The following is a 19,075-nucleotide window of genomic DNA, read 5'->3' on the forward strand; positions in this document are numbered from 1 at the left end:
GTCGTCGATGGCGCCGGACTGGAACATCAGCCTGTTCCACTACCGTAACCAGGGCGCGGACTACAGCTCGATCCTCGTCGGGCTGCAGGTGCCGCCGGCCGATCGCGCCGAATTCGAACGCTTCCTGTCGACGCTGGGCTATCCGTACATCGAGGAAGGCAACAATCTCGCCTATCGCTTGTTCTTGTAGTACGGCGCGTGCCTGTCGACGATGCGGGCCACCAGGACAGTTGATCGTCCTTGCCGCATCGGAAGCGGCTGTCATCCGCCTCGCACGATCGGCGGCGCATCGGAAAACGCGCCGCCGATTGCTTCGGCCGTCTGCTCCGGCACATGACGAGCGCACGGCTCGCCAGCCTGTTTGTTCTCGTCGAATTCTCGGAAAATTCTCGGAAAACGCGCAACGAACTGTCGGCATTCACGCCAGAGCGCGGGTCCCGCTTTGATGTTCATCGTGAACGACCGTAAAGCGATTCCCCGTCGCAAGGTGGTTCGTGATTCGAATGGCGGCTTTGGGCATGACTATGTGGCCGCTTCAGGTCGTTCAGCGCCCTCGAACCCGTCCAGCTCGCCCACCTGCACGCCATGCCACGCAGCACGCGGTGCGAGACAGGGCCACATCGCTTCATCCTCAAGAACGGGCCGCGTGGTGAAACAGTTACAAGTTAACGATTGACGCCACCGCTGCCCAGCGGTTAATGTCTCGTTCGAAGTTCAAGAAGTCCGATTGCTGTTCATCAATTGATCGCTCCTCAGCGGTATTCGTTGTCCTCTCCCTCCTTGACGCTTCACGCGCTCTTTTCAGAGCAAATCTTTATATTTTTTTCTCAAGGAATCTTCATGGATACCGGTATCGTCAAGTGGTTCAACGACAGCAAAGGCTTCGGCTTCATCACGCCCGACAACGGCGGCGACGACCTCTTCGCTCACTTCTCCGAAATTCGCGCCGACGGCTTCAAGACGCTGGCTGAAAATCAGAAGGTGAGCTTCGAAACGAAGCAAGGCCCGAAGGGTCTGCAAGCGGCCAACATCAAGCCGCTGTAAAGTTTGAAGGATCCGGCCGCCCGTAACGGGCGCCGGGTTGCAGCGACATCCTCGCGGAGCCTGGTCTCCCAAAGTTGGCGCGATTGCTCTTGGCTGCATCGGTTCATGCCGCAGCTTGCCGCGCGCCACACGCCTCGTTGCACTTCATTCCCCCTCAGGCTGCCAAGCCCTTTTTCGCTTTACGACTGCGTCGGATTCAGCTCGCAATGGCTTTGAATCGGCGTACCCGTGCACGTCCGCACGGCCCGCGCGCACTCGAACATTATTAAAATTAAAATGCACAACAAACAAATTCATCAATACAACGGCTATGCCGTCCAACCCTCGGCGCATCGTTTGCCCGATGGAAGCTTTTCATCCAACCTGCTGCTCGAACGCGCCGGTAGCGCACGCAGCGAAGGCCGCTACCAGTTCTATTCGCTCGATTACTTCGCGAGCGAGGAGCAGGCGTTGCAGCATTCGGCGCGCTGGGCACGCAACTGGGTCGACACGCGCGGTTAAAGGCAATCCCGGGGCGTCGACCCAGCGACGCGCGCAACGCGCCAGCATCGGCCGATTCATCGCACCGCTTCAAAGATCGTCGTTCGACGACGACCACCCGGGTTCAGACGAACCCAGTGCGCGTGCCGGATAAAGCCATCGTAGCGGCGCATCGTCGATCTGCACGGGCGGAAGGAGCCGGAATGCCGGCCCCCACGACGTCGGTTCGACGTGTGCCGCACGATCACGCCGATCGTCAGCAACCACTTCGACCACCTCGCTCATCGGCTCCGACCGCAACTGCAACTCAGCCGCAGTCCGCGCCAGCGAAGCGCGGACCTCGGTACCGACGCCCTCCTTCATTCGCGTCGTCAGCCCGCGGATGGCGGCCGTCGCCATCAGGTAGCCCGTCGCATGGTCGATCGCCTGAACGGGTAAATTCACCGGCTCATCGCCACCCATCACGCGCATGCCCGCCTCGGCGATTCCCGTGCTCATTTGAATGAGACTGTCGAAGCCGCGCCGGCATCGCCATTCACCACTCCAGCCATAAGCGTCAAGCGACACGTCGACGAGCGCAGGATTCAGTTCGCGCCGATGCGCCGCATCGAGTCCGAGGCGCGCGAGCGCGTCCGACCGGTAACCGTGCACGACGATATCCGCGCTGCGCAGCAACTGCTTGAGCGTATCGAGATCCGCGGCATCCTTCAGGTCCAGCCGCGCACACCGCTTGCCCAGGACGACTTCGGGCACCGTGCCCGGTTCTTCCCAGCCGTACGGATCGATGCGCAGCACATCGGCGCCCAGGCCCGCAAGAAAGCGTGTCGCCACGGGCCCGGCGAGAATGCGCGTCAGGTCGAGCACGCGAATGCCGCGCAACGGCCGGTCTTTCGAAGGCCGCCACGCATGCGTGACGGCATCGGTCGCGGCACGAACATGCAGCAGCGGTTCGGTTGCGACCGCCTTGCCCTGCGGATGCCGGGCCCACTCCTGCGCCGAGTACATCGCCGCGGCACAACCGCCGCGCTCGACGATCGCGTCTTCGAGCGCACCGGCATCCCAACGACTCACCGCTTGCACGACCGACTGCGCATCGGCGGCACAGTCGAGCACCGACAACGCAGCCAGCCGATGATGCGGCGCGTTCGTGTGCAACCGGATCCAGCGATCGCGCGCCCGATAGTTGCCGGCCACCGGATCCCATTGAGGCGGCATCGTCCAGCCTTGCGGACGCAGCGACGTGCCGAACCATAGCGACGCCATGCGCCGGTCGACCCGCACCGACGGCAACGTTCCGGTCGACGCATGCAGCAATTCGGCGACGGACGTTCCTGCCGCGCCGATCGCCGCCGTGGCCAAGTCGCTTACGCGAAATGCCGACGCCAGTTCGCCCGCCCCGCTGAAACTGCACAACTCGAGGAACGCCTGGGACCCGCCCGCCGCGAGCCAGAACACCCGTAGTTGACGCGACACCCGAGCCTCATCGGACGCGGCCCGTTCCGTCGACGTTTGATCCACTCGCATGTTCGCCTCGCATGAGTTAGGTGAGGCAAAGATCGTCTCGCTCGCATTTGCTGTCAACGTTGATTATCCTGATCAACCTGTCGAACGATTCCCCCTGCGCACGATGTCGAACTACCTGAATTCGACCGAAGCCGCGGCAAGGCTCGGTGTCTCGCGGCAAACCCTCTACGCGTACGTCAGCCGCGGCCTGCTTCGCGCGGAACCGGGCGGCAGTCACCGTGAAAGCCGCTACCTCGCGGCCGATGTCGACCGGCTCGCGGATCAACGCGCACGCGGCCGCAAGCCGAAGGAAGTGGCGAAGGCCGCGCTGAACTGGGGCTCGCCCGTGCTCGAATCGAGCATCACGTTGATCGATGGCGGCCGGCTCTTCTATCGCGGCGTGGATGCACTCGATCTCGCTGCCCGCGCGAGTCTCGAGGAAGTCGCGGCGCTGCTGTGGCGATGCGACGAGCAGACCGCGTTCGACCGACGCGTCCCCCCTACGCCGTCGGTACTGCGAACGCTCTTCAGGCACTACGCCGATCAACGCGCCGAACAGGCGCTGCTGCCGCTCTTCACCGTCGCGAGCGAGGATGCGCCGACGGCGATCTGGCATCAGCCGGCCGATCGTCAGGCGCAGGGCTGCGGCGATCTCGTGCGGATTCTGGCGGCATGCCTGCTGCGCACCCGGATCGATACGGCACCCATCCACGAGCAATGCGCGCGGGCATGGGGCGTCGGGCCGGCGGGCGCCGAACTGATCAGGATGGCGCTCGTGCTGTGCGCGGACCACGAACTGAACGCGTCGAGCTTCACGGGGCGATGCATCGCGTCGACAAACGCAAGCTTGCGGGCCGTCGTGGTCGGCGGCATGGCCGGCCTGTCGGGCGAGCGGCATGGCGCCACCACCGCGCGCGGCGAAGCACTGTGGGACGAGCTGGGCAACAAGGACGTCGAGCAAAAAATGGCCGCGCGTCTCGCCCGGGGAGACGGCTTGCCCGGCTTCGGACATGCGCTCTATCCCGACGGCGACGTGCGCGCGACGTATCTGTTGTCGCGGATCCTGCCGCGTCATCCTCAGTGGAAAAAGATGATCGATGCCGGGAGCGCGCTGGTTGGCCAGAAGCCTTCGCTGGATCTCGCGCTGGTGGCGCTACGCAGACATTTGCGGCTGCCCGTCGGCGCCGCATTCGGCCTGTTCGCGCTCGGCCGATCGATCGGCTGGATCGCGCACGGGCTGGAGCAGCGTGAGCAATCCGATCTCATCAGGCCGCGTGCGGTTTATACGGGGACCTGGCCAGATGGAGCCGGCGCCGGGGCGGATCACTCTCGATCTCGCGGACGGTCGGGAAAGAAGCAAACAACGCAACCGGCAGCACCGAATGACGACATGCTTTCGGCTTTTTTCAGGAGTCGACAGGTTTTTGATTGATGAAGTCGTGGCACATCATCGGTGACACGCTAACGCCTCGTTGGTGAACGGAAGCAACTACCCGCTGACGTTTCGCGGATTTCGCCGACGGGTCGGCAAGGCCCTTCCACCGAAATCCGTGAGCACTTCTTTCGCCGGCTACGTGACAGGCACACAGCACACGGCACCTCGATCCGGCAATGCGCGCACCGCGCCAGCGGCACGCGCATGCCCGGCATGCCGACTTACTTCAGCGCCCCCGCCACCTTCTTCTGCCGCCACAAACACAGCAAGTCACACGCGACATGCGCGGCCGCGATCGCCGTGATGTCCGCGTGGTCGTACGCGGGCGCCACCTCGACCACGTCGGCGCCGACCAGGTTCACCGCGCCGAGCGCACGCACGATCGCCAGCGCCTGAGCCGACGAAAGCCCGCCCGCGACCGGCGTGCCGGTACCAGGCGCGAACGCCGGATCGAGACAATCGATATCGAACGTCAGGTACGCCGGCCGCGCGCCGACGATGTCGACGATCCGTTCGACCGCCGCGCGCGCGCCATGGTCATGCACCCACGCCGCATCGAGCCGCTCGATCCCCAGGAAGTCGTCGTTCCACGTGCGAATCCCGACCTGCACCGACGTCGCCGGATCGATCAACCCTTCCTTCACGGCCTTGTAGAACATCGTTCCGTGATTGAGGCTGTCCGGATCGTCGTCGGCCCACGTATCGCAGTGCGCGTCGAAATGGATCAGCGACAACGGCTTGCCGTAGCGCTCCGCATGCGCGACCAGCAGCGGATACGTGATGTAGTGGTCGCCGCCGAGCGTCAGCATCTTCGCGCCGGAACCGAGGATCGTGCGCGCATGCTCGATGATCGCGGGCTTGATCGACAGCGGGTTGTGCGCGTCGAACCAGCAATCGCCGTAGTCGACCGCCGCGAGATCGTCGAACGGGTTGAAGCCCCACGGATACGGATGAAGCTCCGCGAGCTGCACGCTCGCCGCGCGAATCGCCGCCGGCCCGAGCCGCGCGCCGGAGCGGTAGGTCGTCGCGAGGTCGAGCGGCACGCCGGAGATCGCGACGTCGACGCCGTCGAGCGCGCGCGAATAGTTGCGGCGCATGAACGACAGCACGCCCGCATAGGTGTTTTCGATCGACGAGCCGTACGGCGTCGTGCGACGGATCGCGCCGTCGCCATGGAGAAGTTCGGTCATGGTCGGACCTGTTTTCGTGGGGAGGCCCGCCCGCCCCGCTTCGCATCAGCGCACGGGCCGGGCACGGCCGGGATTCATCGGGCCCGCACCGGCTTGCGCATCCAGTCGCGCGGCCGGGCGGAAACAACGACAGCAACAACCACATCGACAACGGCAATACCGCGGCGATCATAGCAAGCCGAATTGCAGTCGTTGCCCCGGTTCGACCGGGGCAACGCGCGGAGAAATCCGGCGGCCGCGCCCAGGCATCGGAGCCCGGCATCGCCGGATTGATGCGTCGGCGAGCGATCCTTGTGCATGGCGCTCCCGGCCGTTTCCTAGAAGGATTCGCCGGTTTTCGCACGCCCGTTCTTCCGGATAATGGCCGGCAGCCGCGCCCTCGACCGCGCGCCGTCCACCGCAGACAACAACAAACGGGAGACCCCCGCCTTGATCGCCACGCTTCCCGCCACCTACCGCCGGCTCTGGCCGCTCGCCGTCGTCGCCGCGCTGCTTTATGGACTGTCGCTCGCCGCGTCGCCCTATCCCGGCCAGGCCGCCGCGAAAGCCGCGATGGGCATCCTGCTGCTCGGGGCAGGCAGCACCTGCGCCGCACCGCGCGAACGCGCGTGGCTGTGCGCAGCGCTCGTGACGGCCGTGCTCGGCGACGTGCTGCTTGCGCTGCCCGCCTGGCCGCTGTCGTTCGTCCTCGGCCTCGGCGCATTCCTGCTCACGCACCTGTGCTACTGCGCGATCTTCATGCGCTGGCGCGCGCGGCCGCACGGCTGGCGCATCGTCGCGCTCGTCGGGCTGTGGATCGCCGCGCCGGCGTTCTACGTGGCGTTCTTCCCGCACCTCGGCGAGCTGATGGCGCCGGTCGCCGTCTACATGCTCGTGCTGTGCGCGATGGCGAGCTTCGCGCTCGCCGCCCGGACGCACGGCCCGCTGGTGGCCATCGGCAGCCTGATCTTCGTCGGCTCCGATACGCTGATCGGCGTCGGCCGCTTCCTCGGCGGTTTTCCAGGCCTCGATTACCTGATCTGGGGCCTCTACGCGCTCGCGCAGGTCACGATCGTGGCCGGGGTTTTCCATGAGACGGCCGCCCGCTCGATCCGTCCCTGATACCGTTTCAAACAGGCCGCCGCGCGCCGGTGGCCTGGTCCGCGCCCTCTCTCGCCCAGTCGACGGCCCTTTCCGCTTATCCCGCAGCGCGGAAGCCGGCCCGTTCCAAACCCCGCTCAGCCTTTTCCCGTCTGGCTTCCGGCCCTTAGAGCGCCTCTTCTAGCCTCTTGCGGTTTCCGGGTTCACCCACTATCGTTACATCAAACAATGTAACATTCGAAAATGAGCCAAATCGGAGACACCCGGATGAATGCTCGCACGTTGCCTTTCGGTCCGCCCGGCCACGACGGCCAGGACGAAACCATCGACATCGCCATCATCGGCACCGGCTTCGCCGGCCTCGGGATGGCGATCCGCCTGCGTCAGACAGGCGCGACCGACTTCGTCGTCCTCGAGAAGGCCGCGTCGGTCGGCGGCACGTGGCGTGACAATCATTACCCCGGGTGTGCATGTGACGTGCAATCGCACGTCTATTCGTTCTCGTTCGCGCCGAACCCGCGCTGGACGCGCATGTTCGCGCCGCAGCCGGAAATCCGCGCCTATCTGGAAGACTGCGTGCAGCGCTTCGGGATCGGCTCGCACCTGCGCCTGAACCACGAACTGCAGCGCGCCGAGTATGACGAGGCCGCGCAACGCTGGCGCCTCACGTTCGCGAACGGCAAGCGGCTGTCCGCGCGCGTGCTGGTGTCGGGGATGGGCGGGCTGTCGCGCGCCGCGCTCCCGTCGATTCCCGGCGTCGAGAACTTCAAGGGCCGCGCGTTCCACTCGCAACAGTGGGATCACGACTATGCGCTCGAAGGCAAGCGCGTCGCGGTGATCGGCACCGGCGCGAGCGCGATCCAGTTCGTACCGCAGATCGCACCGCGCGTGAAGGAACTCGCGCTGTTCCAGCGCACGCCGCCGTGGATCATGCCGAAACCCGACCGCAACTTGACCGGGCTCGAGAAATGGCTGTTCCGCACGCTGCCGTTCACGCAGAAGATCGTGCGTAGCGGCATCTACTGGATGCTCGAATCGCGCGTGCTCGGCTTCGCGATCCACCCGTCGCTGATGAAGAACGTGCAGAAGCTCGCGCTGCGCCACATCCGCAAGCAGATTCCCGATCCGGAGCTGCGCAAGACCGTCACGCCGAATTACACGCTCGGCTGCAAGCGCGTGCTGATCTCGAACGACTACTACCCGGCGCTGTCGCGCAAGAACGTCGACGTGATCACGACCGGCATCGACCACATCGAAGCCGACGCGGTCGTGACGGCCGACGGCAAGCGTCATGAAGTCGACTGCCTGATCTACGGCACCGGCTTCCAGGTGGCCGATCCGTATCCGCGCGGCGCGATCATCGGCCGTGGCGGGCTCGACATCGTCGACGCATGGCGCGACGGCGCGCACGCGTATCTCGGCTCGACGCTGCCCGGCTACCCGAACTTCTTCATGATCGTCGGCCCGAACACGGGCCTCGGCCACAACTCGATGGTGTTCATGATCGAGTCGCAGATCGAATACATCCTCGGCGCACTGCAGGCGATGCGTCGCGAACGGGCCGACGCGATCGAGGTGCGCCCGCTCGTCGAGGCGCAGTTCAACAACGACCTGCAAGGCAAGCTGAAGAAGGCGATCTGGTCGACGGGCGGCTGCAAGAGCTGGTACCTCGATCCGCGCACCGGCAAGAACACGACGCTGTGGCCGGGCTTCACGTGGCGTTTCCGCCAGGCGACCGCGCACTTCTCGATCGCCGACTACCACGCGTATCGCGCGCCGCAACACGACACGACCGCACGGCCCGCCGCCGCGCCCGCCGCTTCCGCTTCGACTTCCCCGTCCGCAGAAGCGGCCTGAGCCAGACAAGGAGCCATCGACATGAGAGATTTCGCCAACAAGGTCGCTGCGATCACCGGTGCCGGCTCGGGCATGGGTCGCTCGCTCGCGATCCAGCTCGCGCAGGCCGGCTGCCACGTATCGCTTGCCGACAAGAACGGCGTGGGCCTCGCCGAAACCGAACGGATCGTCCGCGCGATCGCGCCGAACGTGCGCGTGTCGACGCGCATGCTGGATGTAGGCGACCGCGACGCAATGTTCGCGTGGGCCGACGACACCGCGAAGGAACACGGCAAGGTCAACCTGATCTTCAACAACGCGGGCGTCGCGCTGTCGAGCACGATCGAAGGCATGGAATACAGCGATCTCGAGTGGATCGTGAACATCAACTTCTGGGGCGTCGTGCACGGCACGAAGGCGTTCCTGCCGCACCTGAAGGCATCGGGCGACGGCCACGTGATCAACACGTCGAGCATCTTCGGGATCTTCGCGCAGCCGGGCATGAGCGGCTACAACGCGACCAAGTTCGCCGTGCGCGGCTTCACCGAATCGCTGCGCCAGGAACTCGACATGATGAAGTGCGGCGTGTCGGCCACCTGCGTGCATCCGGGCGGCATCCGCACGAACATCGCGCAATCGAGCCGCGTCGCGAAGAACATGGTCGGCTTCATCGTCGAGAGCGAACAGCAAGGCAAGGACAGCTTCGAGAAGTTCTTCATCACGACCGCCGACGAGGCCGCGCGCACGATCCTTGCCGGCGTGCGCAAGAACAAGCGCCGCGTCCTGATCGGCCGCGACGCGAAGGGCGCGGACTGGATGGCGCGCATCCTGCCCGCCGCGTACCAGGCGCTCGTCGTGCTCGCGACGCGCCGCGAGGCCGCGAAGGCCCGCCGCGCCGCGCGCGGCACGCCGGCGGCCGCGCCGCTGCACGCCACCTACAACAATGCAGGCAACCAGGGAGGAGAACAATCATGACGACCCCGAACATGATGCCCGTGCGGCGCGACATCCGTTTCGCGCTGCCCCCCGAACGCGCGCGCGACTGGCACGTGCAGGGCGTACCGGTCACGCACTTCATGAACGCGCTGTCGCTGCTGTTCCCGGCCGGCGAACGCTTCTTCATGGATTCGGTGCGCAACTATCGCGACCAGATCGAGGATCCGGAGCTGAAGAAGCAGGTGCTCGGCTTCATCGGCCAGGAAGCGATGCACACGCGCGAACACATCGAATACAACGACCTGCTGCAGGCGTCGGGCCTGCCCGCGCACAAGCTCGACAAGCGCCTGTGGACGATCCTCGGCTGGTTCAAGAAGGTGCTGCCGCATTCGATGCAGCTCGCGATCACGATCGCGCTCGAGCACTACACGGCGATCCTCGCGAACCAGTTGCTGTCCGGCCACGAGCACCGCATCGACGGCTCGGTCGAAGGCTACCAGCAGATGTGGATGTGGCACGCGATGGAGGAAACCGAGCACAAGGCGGTGTCCTACGACGTGTGGCGCACCGTGATGAAGCCGGGCCTCGGCAGCTACCTGCTGCGCACCGGCACGATGCTGACGACGACCGTGTTCTTCTGGGCCATCGTGTTCGACTTCCACGTACGGCTGATGCGCGCGCACCGTCGTGAACACGGCAAGTTCGGCGGCATGTGGCGACTCGTGAAATATCTGTACAGCCCGAGGCATGGCGTGTTCCCGAGCATCGCACGCGAATGGCTCGACTACTTCCGCCCGGGTTTCCACCCGTGGGATCACGACAACCATCAGTACCTGCAGGAGCTCGACACGCTGCTCGAGAACATCGATGCGACCAACGCGCGCTACGCCGCGCAAGCCGCCCCGCGCCGCGTGCCGCTGCATTCGGTGGCGCAGGCATGACGCCATGGCGCGCGCTCACGAGATGCTGACCGTCCAGTCCGGCGACGTGAAACTCGCCGTCTACGTCAGCGGGTCGCGCCGCGCGCCGCCGCTGATCCTCGTGCACGGCTACCCCGATTCGGCGGCCGTGTGGGCGCCGGTCCGGGCGCGGCTCGCGAAGCGCTATCGCGTGATCGCGTACGACGTGCGCGGCGCCGGCGCGTCCGATGCGCCGCGCCGCCGTGCCGACTACACGCTCGAACGGCTCGCCGCCGACCTGAAGGCGGTGGCCGACGCAACCTGCGGCGGCCGGCCGTTTCACCTCGTCGGCCACGACTGGGGCTCGATCCAGTGCTGGGAGGCCGTGACCGACCCCGCGTTCCGCGGCAGGATCGCGTCGTACACGTCGATCTCGGGCCCGTGCCTCGATCACGTGTTCCGCGCGAAGATGCGGCTCAAGCAAAGCCTGAAGTCGTGGTACATCGCGTTCTTCCACCTGCCGCTCGTGCCGTCGCTGGTATGGCGGCTCGGCGGCGCGGCATTGTGGCCGCGCTGGCTGCAGCTCACCGAGCGCGTGCGTGCGGAGCGCGATCCCGTGCAACTGAAGAACGCGCTGAACGGCCTGCAGCTGTACCGCGCGAACTTCATCGCACGGGCCCGCAAGCCGCGCGAGCGGTACGCGCAGGCGCCCGTGCAGATCCTGGTGCCGGTGCGCGACCGCTACGTGACGCCCGAGATGTCGGTCGACCTCGACCGCTGGCTCGGCGACCACGTGCGCGAGGAGATCGACGGCACGCACTGGATCGTGCTGCGCCACCCCGACATGATCGCGTCGCGGATCGACCGCTTCGCGTCCGCGCAGGAGCGGCCGGCGCTCGCCCCGGTCGCGGCCGGGGTTCAGCGCACCGCGGGCGCCACCGCCGGGAGGCGTCTGAACAGCGTCTCGTAATCGACGACGAGCCCGTCGTCGTCGATCTCCATCTCGGCCGTGAAGTCGCGGAAGATCCCTTCGTAGCGGTAGCGCCGGCCCGGCTCGAGGCACGCGTAGGCCTGCTTGACCGGCGTGACCTTCAGGTCCGGCATCGAGATGTACGCGACGTCGATCGGTTGCCGCTCGCCGCGCGCGAGCCCGAGGCGGCCGATCGGCAGCGAATTCGTGAACGGCGTCGCCGCGATGTCGATGTCGATGCAGCCGTCGAGCTCCGGCAGTGCGCGGCCCGAGCCGTCGTGCCAATGGCCGGCACCGTCGCCGCGCAATTCGAGCGTGCCGCCGCCCATCACCTTGAGCACCGCATGGGTCACGCGCCAGTGCGCATCGCACTCGACGCGATACGCGAGCCCGTACGCACGGCCGTACCGCTGGCCGACCACCGCGCTTTCGACGACGATCCCGCCGCCGCTCCGGTCGAACGTCAGATGTTCGACTCCGTCGCCTTCGAGCGACGCCCAACGCACTTCGCGCATCTCTGCCCCTCCCGGTATTCCGGACGATGCGAGGCATCGTCGCACAGATCGCCCGGCGAAGATGCCGGCCATCATCAGGATTCGATTCCCGAACGGGGCAACCCGTCAAACGGGCCAACGGCGCGACGTGCGAGCAGGAATCGACGGCTGGATTCACCGTTTCGGGGCATCGACCACAAATCCTGACTATCCAGAATTCCCTATTCCGGTGCATGGAATTGTGTCCTATGCTCGCGGCTCGTCCTGTTCCGCCGCCATCATGCCTACCACCCGCCCCGTTTCGCCGTCGATCGACCTGCGTATCCTGCTGCGCGGCATCGGGCAGATCGTGCTGCAGGCGAATGCGCTCACCGGCGCGCTGCTGCTCGCCGCGCTGGCGCTGACCGACCTGCGGCTCGCGAGCGCGGCGCTGGTCGGCTCGGCCGCCGCCAGCATGACGGCGGTGCTGACGGGCGCCGAGCGCCGCGACGTCGAGCAGGGGCTGCACGGTTTCAACGGCGCGCTCGCCGCGTTGATCGCCGTGCAGTTCGCGCCCCATCAGCTCGCCGCCGTCGCACTGGTGCCGCTGGTCTCGATCGGCGCGGCGCTCGTGCACCGCGCGATGCGCAAGCCGCTTGCACGCTGGCGCCAGTGCCCGTATTCGAGCCCGTGCCTCATCGTCACCGCGCTGTGGCTGCCGCTTGTCGCGCTGCAGCATGCGAGCGGCGCGATGGCCAGCCCGGCGCTGACGCTTGTTTCCGCCGCCGACGCGCTTCTGTCAGGCGTCGCGCAGACCACCTTCGCGCAAGGTGCATGGGCCGGCGTGCTGATCGTCGCCGGCCTCGCCGTTGCATCGCGCCGCGCGGCCGCGTTCGCGGTTGGCGGCGCGCTGGCATCGACCGTGCTGCTGGTCGCGCTCGGCGCGAGCGGCGCATCGTTCGCCGACGGCCTGCTCGGCTTCAACGGCGCGCTCGCCGCACTCGCGCTGATGCCGCACGGCCCACGCGCGGCGTTCGCGGCCGCCACACTCGCCGCGCTGATCCAGTGGCTCGCGACGCGCGCCGGCATTCCCGCGTTCACGGCGCCGTTCGCGCTCGCGTCGTGGGTCACGGTCATCGTCGCGCGCCGCTTCACCCTCGGAGAACCCGATGTCGTCATTCGCACACCGTCCTGATGCCGTGAAACCCGGCGGCCCGATCTCGGACGCCGAACGCCGGATGCGCGTCGACCTCGCCGCCGCGTACCGGCTCGTCGCGCTGAACGGCTGGGACGACCTGATCTACACGCACCTTTCCGCGACCGTGCCCGGCGAGCCCGGTCACTTCCTGATCAACCCGTTCGGCCTCACGTTCGACGAAGTCCGCGCGTCGAATCTCGTGAAGATCGATCTGGCCGGCAACCGCGTCGGTGACAGCGAGCATGCGGTCAACGTGACGGGCTTCGCGCTGCACGCGGCCGTGCATGCCGCGCGCGCCGACGCCGTGTGCGTGATGCATCTGCACAATACGGCCGGCATCGCCGTGTCGATCCAGCGCGACGGGCTGCTGCCCGCGTCGCAGCACGCACTGCGGTTTCACGGGGACCTCGGGTACCACGACTACGAGGCGCTCGCGTTCTCTCCGGCCGAAGGCGCGCGGCTGACCGCGAGCCTCGGCGCGAAATCCGCGATGCTGCTGCGCAACCACGGCACGCTGACGGTCGGCCGCACCGTGGCCGAAGCGTATGTGCTGATGGATACGCTGATCAAGGCGTGCGACATCCAGGTGCGCGCGCAGGCCGGCGGCGGGCCGCTCGTGCTGCCCGATCCGGCCGTCGCCGACCGAACCGCCGAGCAGCTGCGCGACGGCGGCGCGATCGAGGGCGAACTGGAATGGCCGGCGCTGCTGCGCCGGCTCGACCGGATCGATCCGACGTATCGCGACTGACGCCGCCGGCTTTCAACGCATCATTCACCCCAACCATCGGAGCACTCCGTCATGCCGACTTTCAATATCCAGCTCTTCGAAGGCCGCACCGTCGACCAGAAGCGCGCATTCGTCGAAGCCATCACGCGCGTCACGTGCGAGACGCTCGGCTGCGAGCCGGGCTCGGTCGATATCATCCTCACCGACGTGAAGAAAGAGAACTGGTCGACGGCCGGCAAGCTGTGGAGCGACGAGCGCTGAGCATCAAAGGCGGCGTCGCCCCTGCGCTGCCTGCGCTGCGCTGATACACACGCAGCAGCGCCTGCGACGGGCGCTGCACGCGGCCTTCTCCGGCCGCCGCCCGTTGTGCGCCCGCACATCGCTTTGTCACGCAATCGGCGCATAATGCCGGACAGACGCAGCAGCCGATGGCCACCCGACGAGGAGACCGCCATGGAAGCGAAGAACGAGGAAGTCGTCGCACACCTGCTCTCTGACGTCGTCGAATTCGCGCGCGGGCGCCTGCCCGAAGCCACCTTCCGGATCGTCGAACCCTTCCTGCGTCATTACTACGATTTCGTCGATGCCGACGATCTGCAGAGCCGCAGCATCGCCGATCTCTACGGCGCCGCGATGGCGCACTGGCAGACCGCCCAGAAATTCGTGCCCGGCAGCGAACGGCTGCGCGTGTACAACCCGATCCTCGAACAGCACGGCTGGCATTCCGATCACACGGTCATCGAGATCGTCAACGACGACATGCCGTTCCTCGTCGACTCGGTGACGATGGCCGTCAACCGCCTCGGGCTCGCGCTGCATTCGGCACTGCACCCGGTATTCCGCATCTGGCGCGGCCGCGACGGCGACATCGAACGCGTCGACGCAGGCGGCGCGACGCCCGGCGACGGCCAGTCGCAGCTCGCGTCGTTCATCCATTTCGAAGTCGACCGCTGCGGCGATGCCGCGCTGCTCAACACGTTGCGCAACGACATCGCCCACGTGCTCGGCGACGTGCGCGCGTCGGTGGAAGACTGGCCGAAGATCGTCGAGATCGCGCGCGCGACGATCAAGGAAATGAAGGCGCGCGAATCGACCGCGGAAGATATCGAGGCACGCGCATTCCTCGAATGGATGGCCGCCGATCACTTCACGTTCCTCGGCCAGCGCGACTACGCGCTGGTATCGGACGGCACGGGCTTCGGCCTGCGCGGCATCGAGGGCACCGGCTTCGGCATCCTGCGCGAATCGCTGCGCACGTCGGGCACGCCCGACGTCACGCCGCTGCCGCCCGCCGCGGCCGACATCATCACCGGCGCCTGGCCGATCTTCCTCACCAAGGCGAATTCGCGCGCGACCGTGCACCGGCCCGGCTATCTCGACTACGTGGGCGTGAAACTCGTCGGGCCGGACGGCAAGGTCGCGGGCGAGCGCCGCTTCATCGGGCTCTATACGTCGACGGCCTATTTCGGCTCGTATGCGGATATCCCGATCGTGCGCCGCAAGTGCGCGAACATCGTGCGGCGCGCGGGCTTCCTGCCGAAGGGGCATCTCGGCAAGTCGCTCGTGACGGTGCTCGAAACCTATCCGCGCGACGAGCTGTTCCAGGCCGACGAAGACCAGCTCTACGACATCGCACTCGGCATCCTGCGGCTGCAGGAACACCAGCGCACGCGCCTGTTCGTGCGCCGCGACCGCTTCGACCGCTTCGTGTCGTGCCTGGTGTTCGTGCCGCGCGACAAGTACAACACCGACCTGCGCCGGCGCATCGCGAAGCTGCTCATCGATGCGTACAACGGCGTGAACGTCGAATTCACGCCGCTGCTGTCGGAATCGGCGATCGCGCGCATTCATTTCGTCGTGCATGCGGAACCGGGCACGATGCCCGACGTCGACACGCGCGAGCTCGAAACGCGGCTCGTACAGGTCACGCGCCGCTGGCAGGACGATCTCGCCGACGCGCTGCTCGACGCATTCGGCGAAGAGCAAGGCAATCGCCTGCTGCAGCGCTATGCCGATTCGTTCCCGGCCGGCTATCGCGACGACTATCCGGCGCGCACCGCCGTGCGCGACATCGAGCTGATCGAGCGCGTGAAGGATTCGGGGCAGCTCGCGATGAACCTGTACCGGCCGATCGAGGCCGAAGCGCGTGCGTTCCGCTTCAAGGTCTATCGCGCAGGCGACCCGATCGCGCTGTCGCGCAGCCTGCCGATGCTCGAGCATCTCGGCGTGCGCGTCGACGAGGAACGGCCGTACCGGATCCAGACGCAGGACGCCGCGCATGCGTGGGTACACGACTTCGGCCTCGAACTCGCCGACGACACCGAATTCGACATCGAGCGCGTGAAAGGTCTGTTCGAGGATGCGTTCGACCAGATCTGGAGCGGCCGGATCGAGAACGACGACTTCAACCGCCTCGTGCTGCGCGCTCATCTGAGCGCACGCGAAGTGACGATCCTGCGCGCGTATGCGAAGTACCTGCGGCAAGTCGGCTCGACCTTCAGCGACGCGTATATCGAGCGCGCGCTGACCGGCAACCCGGCGATCGCGCGGCAGCTCGTCGAGCTGTTCCTGCTGCGTTTCGACCCGGCCATCGGCGACACGCGCGACGTGCAGGCCGAGCGGCGGCTGTTGGCGATCGAGGGCGCGCTCGATCAGGTACCGAACCTCGACGAGGATCGCATCCTGCGCCAGTTCCTCGGCGTGATCAACGCGACCGAGCGCACCAACTATTTCCTGCACGACGCGAACGGCGAATCGAAACCGTACCTGTCGTTCAAGTTCAATCCGGCGAAAGTGCCCGGCCTGCCCGAACCGAAACCGATGTTCGAAATCTGGGTGTATTCGCCGCGTGTCGAAGGCGTGCACCTGCGCGGCGGGCGCGTCGCGCGCGGCGGCCTGCGCTGGTCGGATCGCCGCGAGGATTTCCGCACCGAGGTGCTCGGGCTAATGAAGGCGCAGATGGTGAAGAACGTCGTGATCGTGCCGGTCGGCTCGAAAGGCGGCTTCGTCGTGAAGCACCCGCCACCGCCGAGTGATCGCGAAGCGTGGATGCGCGAAGGCATCGCGTGCTACCAAACCTTCCTGCGCGGCCTGCTCGACCTGACCGACAACCTCGTGAGCAACTCGATTGTGCCGCCGCCCGACGTCGTGCGTCACGATCTGGACGACCCTTACCTGGTCGTCGCGGCCGACAAGGGCACGGCCACCTTCTCCGACTACGCGAACGCGATCTCGCACGAATACGGCTTCTGGCTCGACGACGCATTCGCGTCCGGCGGCTCGGTCGGCTACGACCACAAGAAGATGGCGATCACCGCGCGCGGCGCGTGGGAATCGGTGAAGCGGCACTTCCGCGAGATGGGCATCGACACGCAGACGACCGATTTCACGGTAGTCGGCGTCGGCGACATGTCGGGCGACGTGTTCGGTAACGGGATGCTGCTGTCGCCCCATATCCGGCTCGTCGCCGCATTCGATCACCGGCACGTGTTCCTCGACCCGAACCCCGATCCCGCGACGAGCTTCGCCGAGCGCGCGCGCGTGTTCGCGCTCGAACGCTCGAGCTGGGCCGACTACGATCCGGCCGCGATTTCGACGGGCGGCGGCGTCTATCCGCGCACCGCGAAGACGATCCCGCTGTCGCCGGCCGTGCAGGCCGCGCTCGGCATCGACGCGAATGCGCTGCCGCCGGCCGAGCTGATCCGCGCGATCCTCCAGGCGCCGGTCGACCTGCTGTACAACGGCGGCATCGGCACCTACGTGAAGGCCGCGCGCGAAACCCATCTTCAGGTGGGCGACCGCGCGAACGACGCGGTGCGCGTGAACGGCGCGGACCTGCGCTGCAAGGTGGTCGGCGAAGGCGGCAACCTCGGCTGCACGCAGTTCGGCCGGATCGAGTTCGCGCAACGCGGCGGGCGCATCAACACCGATGCGATCGACAACTCGGCCGGTGTCGATTGTTCGGATCACGAAGTCAATATCAAGATCCTGCTCGGGCTCGTCGTGTCCGACGGCGAGATGACCGAGAAGCAGCGCAATGCGCTGCTCGCGGAGATGACCGACGAAGTCGGGCTGCTCGTGCTGCGCGACAACTACTACCAGACGCAGGCGCTGTCGATCGCCGGGCGCTACGCGGTGGAGCTGCTCGATGCCGAAGCGCGCCTGATGCGCTGGCTCGAACGCGCGGGCCGCCTGAGTCGCGTGATCGAATTCCTGCCGACCGACGACGAAGTCGCCGAACGGCAGGCCGCAAAGCTCGGCCTCACGTCGCCGGAACGCGCGGTGCTGCTCGCGTACAGCAAGATGTGGCTGTACGACGCGCTGCTCGAATCCGACGTGCCAGAGGATCCGCTGGTGGCCGCGATGCTCGTCGACTACTTCCCGAAGCCGCTGCAGCAGCGCTTCAGCGAGCCGATGCGCCGCCATCCGCTGCGCCGCGAGATCCTCGCGACGCACCTGACCAATGCGCTCGTCAACCGCGTCGGCTGCACGTTCGTTCACCGGCTGATGGAGGAAACCGACGCGAAGCCCGGCGACATCGTGCGGGCGTGCATCATGGCGCGCGACGTGTTCGACCTCGATGCGGTTTGGCGCGATATCGACGCGCTCGACAACCGCGTCGCCGACGACGTGCAGGCGCGCATGTTCGTCGACGTCGCGCGGTTGCTGGAGCGCGCGGCGCTGTGGTTCCTGCGGCACCTGCAATCCGGCGCGGTGGCCGATGGAGGCGTCACCGAGCTGATCGCGCGCTGCCGCGACGCGGCGGAGCGGCTTGCGCCGCAACTGCCGTCGCTGCTGCCGGCCGGCGATCTCGAGGCGCTGTCCGAACGGCAGCGCGTGCTGGTCGAAGCCGGTGTCGACAGTGCGCTCGCGGTGCGCGTCGCGAGCGGCGACATCTCGGCCGCGCTGCTCGACATCGCCGAAGTGGCCGCGACCAGCAACCGCAGCCTCGAACTCGTCGCGGGCGTCTATTTCTCGCTCGGCACGCTGCTCAATTACAGCTGGATCGGCGAGCGCGCGGCGACGCTGCCGACACCGACGCACTGGGACATGCTGGCACGCGCGGCCGCGCTCGCGGAAGTCGCGCGCCTCAAGCGCACGCTCGCGACGAGCGCACTCGCGGAATCGCCGGATTCGACGACACCGGAGACGATCGTCGGCGCGTGGCGCGCGCGCCGCGAAGCCGCGCTCGCGCGCTACGAGCACCTGCTCGCGGACCTGCGCGCATCAGGCGGCGCGAGCCTCGCGGTGCTGCTCGTGGTCGTGCGGGAGATGGCCGTGCTCGAACGGGCGTGATGGTTGCCG

At 66.9% G+C, this 19,075-nt stretch carries 17 protein-coding genes and 1 pseudogene; 13 read left to right on the forward strand and 5 right to left on the reverse strand.

All coding sequences use genetic code 11. The features are described 5' to 3' along the window. Positions 1-190 (forward strand): annotated as a pseudogene (locus C5O79_RS26525) (threonine ammonia-lyase, biosynthetic); the annotation flags it as partial. A 71-nt stretch (positions 191-261) separates the two neighbouring features. Here the strand turns inward: C5O79_RS26525 and C5O79_RS26530 are convergent. After that, complete coding sequence (locus C5O79_RS26530) at positions 262-453, reverse strand: hypothetical protein (RefSeq protein WP_122476207.1); 192 nt, start codon at positions 451-453, stop codon at positions 262-264. Between the two features lie 387 nt (positions 454-840). Between C5O79_RS26530 and C5O79_RS26535 the strand changes: the two genes are divergently transcribed. Together C5O79_RS26535 and C5O79_RS26540 are read left to right on the forward strand one after the other, a co-directional pair. Beyond that, the gene (locus C5O79_RS26535; protein ID WP_006485974.1) at positions 841-1,044 is read left to right on the forward strand and encodes a cold-shock protein; all 204 of its coding nucleotides are present in this window, start codon (positions 841-843) and stop codon (positions 1,042-1,044) included. 276 nt (positions 1,045-1,320) lie between these two features. After that, on the forward strand, positions 1,321-1,545 hold the full coding sequence (locus C5O79_RS26540) for a hypothetical protein (RefSeq protein WP_046548118.1): 225 nt from the start codon (positions 1,321-1,323) through the stop codon (positions 1,543-1,545). A 69-nt stretch (positions 1,546-1,614) separates the two neighbouring features. Here the strand turns inward: C5O79_RS26540 and C5O79_RS26545 are convergent, their stop codons facing one another. Next, entirely contained in the window at positions 1,615-3,048 is a 1,434-nt protein-coding gene (locus tag C5O79_RS26545; RefSeq protein WP_122476209.1) for a CoA transferase, read from the reverse strand. 103 nt (positions 3,049-3,151) lie between these two features. On the opposite strand from C5O79_RS26545, the gene C5O79_RS26550 reads away from it, so the two are divergent. Continuing rightward, positions 3,152-4,459 (forward strand): citrate synthase family protein, encoded by a 1,308-nt coding sequence (locus tag C5O79_RS26550; protein ID WP_122476211.1) that lies wholly within the window; start codon positions 3,152-3,154, stop codon positions 4,457-4,459. 224 nt (positions 4,460-4,683) lie between these two features. Here the strand turns inward: C5O79_RS26550 and speB are convergent, their stop codons facing one another. Then, positions 4,684-5,652: an agmatinase gene (gene speB / locus C5O79_RS26555; protein WP_122476213.1), complete on the reverse strand. Its 969-nt coding sequence runs from the start codon at positions 5,650-5,652 to the stop codon at positions 4,684-4,686. Between the two features lie 74 nt (positions 5,653-5,726). Continuing rightward, positions 5,727-5,951 carry a hypothetical protein gene (locus C5O79_RS26560; RefSeq protein ID WP_131931886.1) on the reverse strand — a complete coding sequence of 75 codons (225 nt, stop codon included), beginning with the start codon at positions 5,949-5,951 and terminating at the stop codon, positions 5,727-5,729. 130 nt (positions 5,952-6,081) lie between these two features. Here C5O79_RS26560 and C5O79_RS26565 point away from each other — a divergent pair, with 130 nt between their 5' ends. The 5 genes from C5O79_RS26565 (at position 6,082) to C5O79_RS26585 (ending at position 11,373) form a co-directional block, all read left to right on the forward strand. Further along, a complete protein-coding gene (locus C5O79_RS26565; RefSeq protein WP_046548569.1) occupies positions 6,082-6,753 on the forward strand; it encodes a lysoplasmalogenase in 672 nt (223 codons plus the stop codon). Positions 6,754-6,999: 246 nt separating this feature from the next. Further along, positions 7,000-8,589, forward strand: coding sequence for an NAD(P)/FAD-dependent oxidoreductase (locus tag C5O79_RS26570; RefSeq protein ID WP_047849752.1), 1,590 nt, complete (start codon positions 7,000-7,002; stop codon positions 8,587-8,589). A gap of 21 nt (positions 8,590-8,610) precedes the next feature. Next, complete coding sequence (locus C5O79_RS26575) at positions 8,611-9,543, forward strand: SDR family oxidoreductase (RefSeq protein WP_046548123.1); 933 nt, start codon at positions 8,611-8,613, stop codon at positions 9,541-9,543. Then, positions 9,540-10,445: a metal-dependent hydrolase gene (locus C5O79_RS26580; RefSeq protein WP_046548124.1), complete on the forward strand. Its 906-nt coding sequence runs from the start codon at positions 9,540-9,542 to the stop codon at positions 10,443-10,445. The genes C5O79_RS26575 and C5O79_RS26580 overlap by 4 nt, the downstream gene beginning before the upstream one ends. Before the next feature lie 4 nt (positions 10,446-10,449). Beyond that, on the forward strand, positions 10,450-11,373 hold the full coding sequence (locus C5O79_RS26585; protein ID WP_122476215.1) for an alpha/beta fold hydrolase: 924 nt from the start codon (positions 10,450-10,452) through the stop codon (positions 11,371-11,373). On the opposite strand, the gene C5O79_RS26590 is transcribed toward C5O79_RS26585, so the two are convergent. After that, a complete protein-coding gene (locus C5O79_RS26590; RefSeq protein WP_131931888.1) occupies positions 11,322-11,888 on the reverse strand; it encodes a putative glycolipid-binding domain-containing protein in 567 nt (188 codons plus the stop codon). The two genes, C5O79_RS26585 and C5O79_RS26590, sit on opposite strands and share 52 nt — an antisense overlap. 259 nt (positions 11,889-12,147) lie before the next feature. Here C5O79_RS26590 and C5O79_RS26595 point away from each other — a divergent pair, with 259 nt between their 5' ends. The 4 genes from C5O79_RS26595 to C5O79_RS26610 all read left to right on the forward strand — a co-directional run bounded on the left by C5O79_RS26595 (position 12,148) and on the right by C5O79_RS26610 (position 19,066). Beyond that, positions 12,148-13,041: an urea transporter gene (locus tag C5O79_RS26595; protein WP_122476217.1), complete on the forward strand. Its 894-nt coding sequence runs from the start codon at positions 12,148-12,150 to the stop codon at positions 13,039-13,041. After that, positions 13,016-13,792, forward strand: coding sequence for a class II aldolase/adducin family protein (locus tag C5O79_RS26600; protein ID WP_122476219.1), 777 nt, complete (start codon positions 13,016-13,018; stop codon positions 13,790-13,792). The genes C5O79_RS26595 and C5O79_RS26600 overlap by 26 nt, the downstream gene beginning before the upstream one ends. A gap of 51 nt (positions 13,793-13,843) precedes the next feature. Next, complete coding sequence (locus C5O79_RS26605; RefSeq protein WP_047849748.1) at positions 13,844-14,032, forward strand: 4-oxalocrotonate tautomerase; 189 nt, start codon at positions 13,844-13,846, stop codon at positions 14,030-14,032. A 192-nt stretch (positions 14,033-14,224) separates the two neighbouring features. After that, entirely contained in the window at positions 14,225-19,066 is a 4,842-nt protein-coding gene (locus C5O79_RS26610) for an NAD-glutamate dehydrogenase (protein ID WP_047849747.1), read from the forward strand. Positions 19,067-19,075 lie beyond the last annotated feature (9 nt).

The sequence above is a fragment of the Burkholderia sp. SRS-25 genome (assembly GCF_004343765.1).
Classification (GTDB): domain Bacteria; phylum Pseudomonadota; class Gammaproteobacteria; order Burkholderiales; family Burkholderiaceae; genus Burkholderia; species Burkholderia contaminans.

Coding starts and splice junctions, on each gene's coding strand:
- C5O79_RS26595 (WP_122476217.1), top strand. CDS start 12,148: ATGCCTACCACCCGCCCCGTTTCGCCGTCGATCGACCTGCGTATCCTG.
- C5O79_RS26535 (WP_006485974.1), top strand. CDS start 841: ATGGATACCGGTATCGTCAAGTGGTTCAACGACAGCAAAGGCTTCGGC.
- C5O79_RS26575 (WP_046548123.1), top strand. CDS start 8,611: ATGAGAGATTTCGCCAACAAGGTCGCTGCGATCACCGGTGCCGGCTCG.
- C5O79_RS26580 (WP_046548124.1), top strand. CDS start 9,540: ATGACGACCCCGAACATGATGCCCGTGCGGCGCGACATCCGTTTCGCG.
- speB (WP_122476213.1), bottom strand. CDS start 5,652: ATGACCGAACTTCTCCATGGCGACGGCGCGATCCGTCGCACGACGCCG.
- C5O79_RS26605 (WP_047849748.1), top strand. CDS start 13,844: ATGCCGACTTTCAATATCCAGCTCTTCGAAGGCCGCACCGTCGACCAG.
- C5O79_RS26610 (WP_047849747.1), top strand. CDS start 14,225: ATGGAAGCGAAGAACGAGGAAGTCGTCGCACACCTGCTCTCTGACGTC.
- C5O79_RS26590 (WP_131931888.1), bottom strand. CDS start 11,888: ATGCGCGAAGTGCGTTGGGCGTCGCTCGAAGGCGACGGAGTCGAACAT.
- C5O79_RS26570 (WP_047849752.1), top strand. CDS start 7,000: ATGAATGCTCGCACGTTGCCTTTCGGTCCGCCCGGCCACGACGGCCAG.
- C5O79_RS26560 (WP_131931886.1), bottom strand. CDS start 5,951: ATGCACAAGGATCGCTCGCCGACGCATCAATCCGGCGATGCCGGGCTC.
- C5O79_RS26540 (WP_046548118.1), top strand. CDS start 1,321: ATGCACAACAAACAAATTCATCAATACAACGGCTATGCCGTCCAACCC.
- C5O79_RS26600 (WP_122476219.1), top strand. CDS start 13,016: ATGTCGTCATTCGCACACCGTCCTGATGCCGTGAAACCCGGCGGCCCG.
- C5O79_RS26530 (WP_122476207.1), bottom strand. CDS start 453: ATGAACATCAAAGCGGGACCCGCGCTCTGGCGTGAATGCCGACAGTTC.
- C5O79_RS26550 (WP_122476211.1), top strand. CDS start 3,152: ATGTCGAACTACCTGAATTCGACCGAAGCCGCGGCAAGGCTCGGTGTC.
- C5O79_RS26585 (WP_122476215.1), top strand. CDS start 10,450: ATGGCGCGCGCTCACGAGATGCTGACCGTCCAGTCCGGCGACGTGAAA.
- C5O79_RS26545 (WP_122476209.1), bottom strand. CDS start 3,048: ATGCGAGTGGATCAAACGTCGACGGAACGGGCCGCGTCCGATGAGGCT.